This window comes from Synechococcus sp. CS-1326 (assembly GCF_025128115.1).
Lineage (GTDB): Bacteria > Cyanobacteriota > Cyanobacteriia > PCC-6307 > Cyanobiaceae > Regnicoccus.
The window spans coordinates 149322-155633 of sequence record NZ_JAHLYV010000011.1 but is presented as its reverse complement, the minus strand read 5'-3'; the positions used below and the strand labels follow the sequence as shown (position 1 = coordinate 155633).

The window sequence follows — 6312 nt, the reverse complement described above, 5'->3', positions numbered from 1 at the left end:
TGGGTGCCTTCAATTACCGCTTCAACCGGCGCTTCAACTTGGCAACGATGACTGAGCGAGTGGTTCATGCCATCTGCAGCTGCGGCGCTCGGCCGGAACGCTTCTTGAGGAGTGCGGAGCCAGCTACCTAATCAAGTCTGATCTTGGGTACAAGCATGGAATACGTTCCGTAAGGCATAGCTGATTGCATGGCCTGATGCCAGATTAAAATCTAGATCTGGCCTGACTACTCCATCAAGGATCACGCTCCGCAGTTGCGACTTGTGCTTGTCTGCCTGAGCGATCACATATTGCCCCAACAAAGTGCCATAAGAAACCCCATAAAAATTGAATTGCTCATAACCCAGCGCATCGGCCACAAAGTAGATATCGGCGGCATTCTCGCGGGTATTAAAAGCATTGGGATTTACCCCATGGGTCTTCATGCGCTCGTGACACACTTTGATCCAGTCAGGATCAGTATATTCTTTCTGCTTTTTGGCCACAGTAATATTGTGAGCATTCAACTCTGGACAGGATAGGTATGGAATGGCATACTTCGTTCCCCGCTCTTCCATGAAGATTAAGTTGCGGCTCTGAAGTAAAGCTTTCAGGCCGGGATGGCTTGGCAGGGCAAGATTGACAAACACACCAATGGTTGTTCCGCCGGGGCCACCCTGTTCGACGAACAGTGGATCCGGCGCAGGCACATTGGCCGTACTCCGGGTATGTACAACGCCGAGTTGAATGGAGGGCCCTTGCGGATGTCCGTGCTGTTCAGGGACAGAAACGTATCCACAATCCGAAAGTTCAGCAACGGAAGAGGGTACGTCAAAAGTTTTGCAATCAACAGCTTTCCATGCTGGGCCAAAGCTGGCACGATTAACTGTTGCCCCATTGGCTGGATTACTGCTTCCACTCAGAAGAGCAACAGACAAGATGGTGAATTGACAAAGTCTAACCAGCAATGGATTCACGAGAGATAGCCCTGAATGTCTAATCCAAGAGTGAAACTATGATGGTCGTTTCACCTGTGGCGCTGCTGCCAGCCAGGAGCAAGCCGGACATGGCTGCACCGTCGCCGATTGAGAAGACTTTCAACTCATTGATCAGGGGATCATTAAAGACGGATGCAAGCGACTGCTGTGCTCTGTCCTTGTCATCCGTTTCAGCCATGAGCATAATCGGCATGAAATGAGACGCAAGGGGATCCACGATTGCTCTTAGCTCTGCCACAACATCTGGCTGAACTTCATCAGGACGGGAATACACCTGTTTCCATTGACTCATCCACGCAGACTCACCATACTCTTCCCACATCGGCCCGACAAAGTGCTGATAATAGTGTCGAGCAATAGTTTCCAGGTCTGCCCCAGGCTTGATCGCATCAGTAAAAACTGCGCTGCCAAAATCGGCTTGACTAGGAGCTCGATAAATTGATTGCAGAGCTATGATGGCGGCTGACAGGGTTTGAGATGAATCGGAAATTGCGGATACCATAGATTCAGTTGCAGCAAGGGCAAGAAAGAAGGGCTGCCCGGAAATGGATTGTCATTCGGACAGCAGCAATTGTCTGTTACAAAGCTAGCTTGACGAGTAATCATAAGACCATACAGTCAATTCCTCCCATCGAGATGACTCCACTATCCAGATCACTTTGGTTCATGCACGATGGCCTCGTTTCACTGCACCCACGGAGAGCCAGGCTCCAGATACAACTGCAGATGCAGAAACAATCCATCCAATCGACCGTCCATGAGTGCTGTCTTGTGGTTCCACTGAAACAGGCATCAGTTCGGGGCGTAGCAAGATCACGAGAATGACCGAGATCAGAAACAGTGCTGCTGACTGCCGAGCAGGAATCTGAGGACACTGACGCTGCAGGATGCGAGTTCCCAGCTTGCCCGCTCCAGCCAAGACAACAACCGTCACCGACCAGGCTCCCCATAACCACACTGACCCAGATGACAGATCCATCGGAATGGCGAAGAGTGCCAGTGCGCCAAGCACATTGCGGCACCCATAGGTAACCAACACCACCCCAGCCCACCAGATCCCGACCCCGATGGCCACCCACCCAGCCCTTGCATGAAGGGTTTGGGGCGCTGATGACGATAGATGCCGCAAGGATCCACCCACTGTTCAGGCCAATAGGATTGAGCGGAAAAGCTCTCTCCGCTCACTTGACACTGCAGAACGGAATACAAATCACCCAGCCGATGGCTTGAATCTGTCTCTGGCATCAAGAGGCTTTTGTGAGCAAAACATCCATCTGCCAGCCTCAATGCAGCAGCATGGGCTGGTTCTGATGTGGAGCCCAGCGCGATACTGGCGCCCTGAAGCTGGCCCGCGCGGCTGGGGCCGCCATCAATGGGTCTTTGCCCCCTGCTCGCGGAAGTAGCGCTGAATGGCGTCCTCGGCGATACCGACCTTGGCCGCGTCACAGGCAGAGGTTTTGCTCAAGTAGTTCCCTGCCTTGTTGAAATTGACCCGACAGGCTCCTTCAAACTTCACCTGATGGATGCCCAACAGGAGGGGGACAATCTCTGGTGGATTTTCCGTGGATGCCCCGCTGCCTCTGCTCGCGCCCTTGGCGTAGGGGGCCGTATCCCAGAACACGAAGATCGACTGCTTTTCCAGCCGGTAAACCTGTCCGCGATTGGCCTCCAGCATCTCGCGCTTGGCAGGCTCACCACGCTCATCAAAGAAGGCGTTGGGCGTGCTCTCGTTGGGCTTGAGCTCGATCATCTGGCCGCCCTTGAGCTGAATGCTCACGAAGCCCTGACGCTGGGAAAAGGTACACAGCCCCGAGGAGGTGGCTTTGTCGTCTCCTGCGGGAAAAACATCGCAGCGAGCATCGACAGTGTCGGCCAGTGCTGGGGAAGCGACTGCTACAGCTGCAACACTCAGAAGAGAGGCTGCGAGAATCTTGAGCCGTGTCATTGCGCATGCATGATTTGATGGGATTTTACATGATCCCCCCCGTCTTGGTTACGGGCCGGCTCTGGGGGATCTGACATTGCGCCTAATCAGTGGGCATGGACTGTCCTGGCAAGTGACTTCAGATCCTTTGGATGCATTGAATGAGGCCCAGTTTCAGCTCGCGGGGGCACAGCCTCCCAACGGCGGTGTCAATCCTTCCGTCTTGAGACGGTCTGGATACATTCCGATCCACCTATATTGATCTTCCGTTCCGTGGCCCCATTGACATGATCCTAAAGGCCGATGGTTTAGAGAGTGCCTCGACCAGCTGCAGAGCGCGTATCCGCCCTTCTCTCACCATCGGGATTGCGGGGTGGGTCATGTACAGCGGCCTTGCTGGTCTTCTGCAGTTTCAGACTGGAATTCCCTATCCGCAGTGGTTCAAGACCGCTGACAATGCAGTACAGACGGCAGTCATCCCGCTGGCCCTTGCTGGCTTGGTCTTGCTGGCGTTTACGTTTTGGTGTCGCTGGGATCATGTATGGCGTGATCCCATCCGGCTGAGGACCACTGGCATCATGAAGATTTCGATGCTGGCCTGGGTGGCGATGATTGCCTTCCGCATGGTCGGTATCACGTGGAGTTCGGTACCACCGGCCCTCCTTCTGGCGATCATCGCGACGGGGGTCGGCGTCGGTTTCGCCGAGGAGCTGTTGTTCCGCGGCATCTTCCTGCGTTGCTTGCGTGAGGGAGGACGCTCAGAAGCGGCAGCCGCGATCTGGACCGGCATCTGTTTCGGTCTCTTCCATGTACCTAACATTTTCATGGGTATGGGGCTGATCGGCGTACTCCAAGTCATCCTCGCGGCATTAAGCGGCATCATTCTCTATGTGTTCCGCCGTTACAGTGGCCTGATCTGGCCGGCCATGGTTGCGCATGGTTTGTGGGATGTCACGACGTTTCTAGCCGGTGGCTATGCCTACCCCTGGCTTGGGCGTGCATCAGTCGTGGCGCAGCTTATGTTCGTAGTGCTTGGCATCCTTGTCTACATCAGCATCTACAGAAACGATCAAGAGACGGCTGTTATCCCTGAAGTGCAACATCACGATCCAGATCCAACGGCCTGTGTCTCCTAGTTTCTGCCAAAGTCAGAAGAACACTTCCCTCCCCGCTACTCTGAATCCCCACAGGCAATAAGACGAACCTTCATCTATCGGTGCGGAGCACAATCACCGTGGTTGTGCAGACGTCCTGGATCTGCCGCCAGCGTTCTGCTGGGATCCCCAGCAGCTCCGGCAGACCATACGGCCGCAGACCTTCACGCAGCGGCTTCTGTCCGCTTGCAAAGAGGTGACGCCACGACGGCGGCACTTTGATCGAAACGCCATGGTGCTGCAGGTGGAGGGTGATCTTGCCGTTGGCCGATTGTTGCGGGCAAAGGAGAGGACGTTGGCGTGTGGATTGAGCGGCCGGCAGGGTCGTCGCCGTGGGGCAGTGGAGCAGTGGGTATCGGAACGGGGAAGGCAACGTGTTGTGGTTGCTCAGGCGGTGACTGGGAGGCTTGACTCTCCATAGGAGTGTCAGCTCCTGGCTCCCACGCAGCGCCGATCGGCTCTCACGGCCCCGACCAGCGGCTCTGGCGTTGGTACTCAGCCAGCACGGGGCGCAGCAGGCGGTTCGGTTGCACACGCTCGCCAGGCGGCAGGCGCAGATCCCGTGGCAGGGGAAACAGGCGGGCGATCTGGGCGTCGTCGGCCCAGCGGGCCGTGAACGGCAGCGGGGCGGCCATCAAGGTCTGGCCCGCGCGGTAGGCGATCACGAAGCCCCAGGGGCCGAAGCTGGGCACATCCACGCTGTAGGCGCGGGTGGTGAGCGGCAGTTGCTCGAAGGTGGCCTGGATCGAGGCCAGCACCTTCGGCGTGAAGAAGGGCGTCGAGGCCTGGGTCACCAGCCGCCCGTGCGGGGCCAGCAGTTCCAGCAGTCGGCCGTAGAAGCTGACGCTATAAAGCCGCGCCAGCGCTGCGGTGGCGGGATCAGGGAAATCGGCGATCACCACGTCGTAGGCGCCGGGCAGGTGCCGCACCCGCTCGAAGGCGTCGCCGCTGTGCAGGTGCACCCGTGGGTCGTCCAGGCTGCCCTGGTTGAGGCGCCGCAGGAAGGGGTGCCGGCGCGCCAGCTGCAGCATGGCGGGATCCAGCTCCACCAGATCCACCCGCTGCACGCCCGGCCAGCGCAGCACCTCCCGCAGCGCCAACCCATCGCCGGCACCGAGCAGCAGCACGCGGCGCGGCTGCGGGTGGAAGGCCATCACCGGATGCACCAGCGCCTCGTGGTAGCGGTATTCGTCGAGGCTGGAGAACTGCAGGTTGCCGTCGAGGAACAGGCGAAGGTCATCGCGGCGGCGGGTCAGCACGATGCGCTGGTGGCGGCTCTGCAGCCGGCCCACCACCGGATCGTCGTAAAGGCTGTCTTCGATCCTGTCGCCGAGGGGCAGCACGGCCCAGGCCACCAGGGCCACCAGCGGCAAGGTGCCGGCCACCAGCCAGCGCCAGTGGCGTTCCAGCGGAAACACCCGGCAGATCACCAGGCAGCTGAGCAGCGGCACCAGCGACAGCATGGCGGCGGTGGGCAGCAGGCCCAGCCAGGGCAGCAGCACCAGCGGAAACAGCAGCGCCCCCACCAACGCGCCCAGGTAATCGAGCGCCAGCACCCGCGCCAGCGCCGTGCGCAGGTGCTGCTGGGTCTCCAGCAGGCGGGTGAGCAGCGGCACCTCTATGCCGCCCAGCACCCCCACCAGCACGGTGAGCACCACCAGCCCCAGCCACACCGGTCCGCCAGCCCCGAACAGGGCGAACAACCCCAGGGGCGCCAGCAGGCAGAGCGGGCTGAGCAGCAGTTCCACCAGCAGGAACAGCCGCAGCAGGCGGGCGAACGGGTTGGGGCCGCAGGCGAGGAACTGACTCAGCCAGGCCCCCAGGCCCATCGCCGCCAGGAAGGTGCCCACCACGATGCCGGTGGCGAGAGTGTGATCACCCAGCAGGTAGCTGGCCTGGGTGGCGAGCATCAGCTCCAGCACCAGGCTCACGCTGGAGGACACCGCCGCCGCCGCCAGCAGCACCCACACCTGCAGGGGGCGCAGCGGCGGGGCGGCGGGAGCGAGGGGGATCACTTGGCGGTGCCCGGTCCGCGCCCCTGAAAGCCCGACCAATTGCGTGAGCGATCCGGCGCCGCCACCCAGCGGCCCGCCCGGTAACTGCCGCCGTAGCGCACACCGCTGAAGCTGGCCGGCGTGCCCTCCTGGCCGAGCCGGAACAGCGCGGGCTGCAGGATCGCCGCGGTGGTGCCCACACCCACGGCGCTGACGGCCAACAGCAGGATCACCGCGTGTTCGCGGGGCATGACGGGCGGGCT

At 59.8% G+C, this 6312-nt stretch carries 7 protein-coding genes and 1 pseudogene; 2 read left to right on the top strand and 6 right to left on the bottom strand.

Going from position 1 to position 6312, the window contains the following annotated elements; translation table 11 throughout:
• A pseudogene (locus KQ307_RS03690) lies at nt 1–131 on the top strand (IS1595 family transposase); the annotation flags it as partial.
• Here the strand turns inward: KQ307_RS03690 and KQ307_RS03685 are convergent.
• From KQ307_RS03685 to KQ307_RS03670, 4 genes are all read right to left on the bottom strand, one after another.
• Nucleotides 132–917, bottom strand: a complete 786-nt coding sequence (locus tag KQ307_RS03685; protein WP_259726974.1) for an alpha/beta hydrolase — start codon at nt 915–917, stop codon at nt 132–134.
• 58 nt (nt 918–975) lie between these two features.
• Nucleotides 976–1479 (bottom strand): hypothetical protein, encoded by a 504-nt coding sequence (locus KQ307_RS03680; protein WP_259726973.1) that lies wholly within the window; start codon nt 1477–1479, stop codon nt 976–978.
• Nucleotides 1480–1641: 162 nt separating this feature from the next.
• Nucleotides 1642–2052 (bottom strand): hypothetical protein, encoded by a 411-nt coding sequence (locus KQ307_RS03675; protein WP_259726972.1) that lies wholly within the window; start codon nt 2050–2052, stop codon nt 1642–1644.
• A 294-nt stretch (nt 2053–2346) separates the two neighbouring features.
• A complete protein-coding gene (locus KQ307_RS03670; RefSeq protein WP_259726971.1) occupies nt 2347–2922 on the bottom strand; it encodes a hypothetical protein in 576 nt (191 codons plus the stop codon).
• 359 nt (nt 2923–3281) lie between these two features.
• On the opposite strand from KQ307_RS03670, the gene KQ307_RS03665 reads away from it, so the two are divergent.
• On the top strand, nt 3282–4037 hold the full coding sequence (locus tag KQ307_RS03665; protein WP_259726970.1) for a CPBP family intramembrane glutamic endopeptidase: 756 nt from the start codon (nt 3282–3284) through the stop codon (nt 4035–4037).
• Between the two features lie 479 nt (nt 4038–4516).
• Here the strand turns inward: KQ307_RS03665 and KQ307_RS03660 are convergent, their stop codons facing one another.
• Both KQ307_RS03660 and KQ307_RS03655 read right to left on the bottom strand, forming a co-directional pair.
• The gene (locus tag KQ307_RS03660; RefSeq protein ID WP_259726969.1) at nt 4517–6070 is read right to left on the bottom strand and encodes a polyamine aminopropyltransferase; all 1554 of its coding nucleotides are present in this window, start codon (nt 6068–6070) and stop codon (nt 4517–4519) included.
• Complete coding sequence (locus KQ307_RS03655; RefSeq protein WP_259701448.1) at nt 6067–6300, bottom strand: hypothetical protein; 234 nt, start codon at nt 6298–6300, stop codon at nt 6067–6069. The genes KQ307_RS03660 and KQ307_RS03655 overlap by 4 nt, the downstream gene beginning before the upstream one ends.
• Nucleotides 6301–6312: the final 12 nt, after the last annotated feature.

Coding starts and splice junctions, on each gene's coding strand:
- KQ307_RS03680 (WP_259726973.1), bottom strand. CDS start 1,479: ATGGTATCCGCAATTTCCGATTCATCTCAAACCCTGTCAGCCGCCATC.
- KQ307_RS03670 (WP_259726971.1), bottom strand. CDS start 2,922: ATGACACGGCTCAAGATTCTCGCAGCCTCTCTTCTGAGTGTTGCAGCT.
- KQ307_RS03665 (WP_259726970.1), top strand. CDS start 3,282: ATGTACAGCGGCCTTGCTGGTCTTCTGCAGTTTCAGACTGGAATTCCC.
- KQ307_RS03655 (WP_259701448.1), bottom strand. CDS start 6,300: ATGCCCCGCGAACACGCGGTGATCCTGCTGTTGGCCGTCAGCGCCGTG.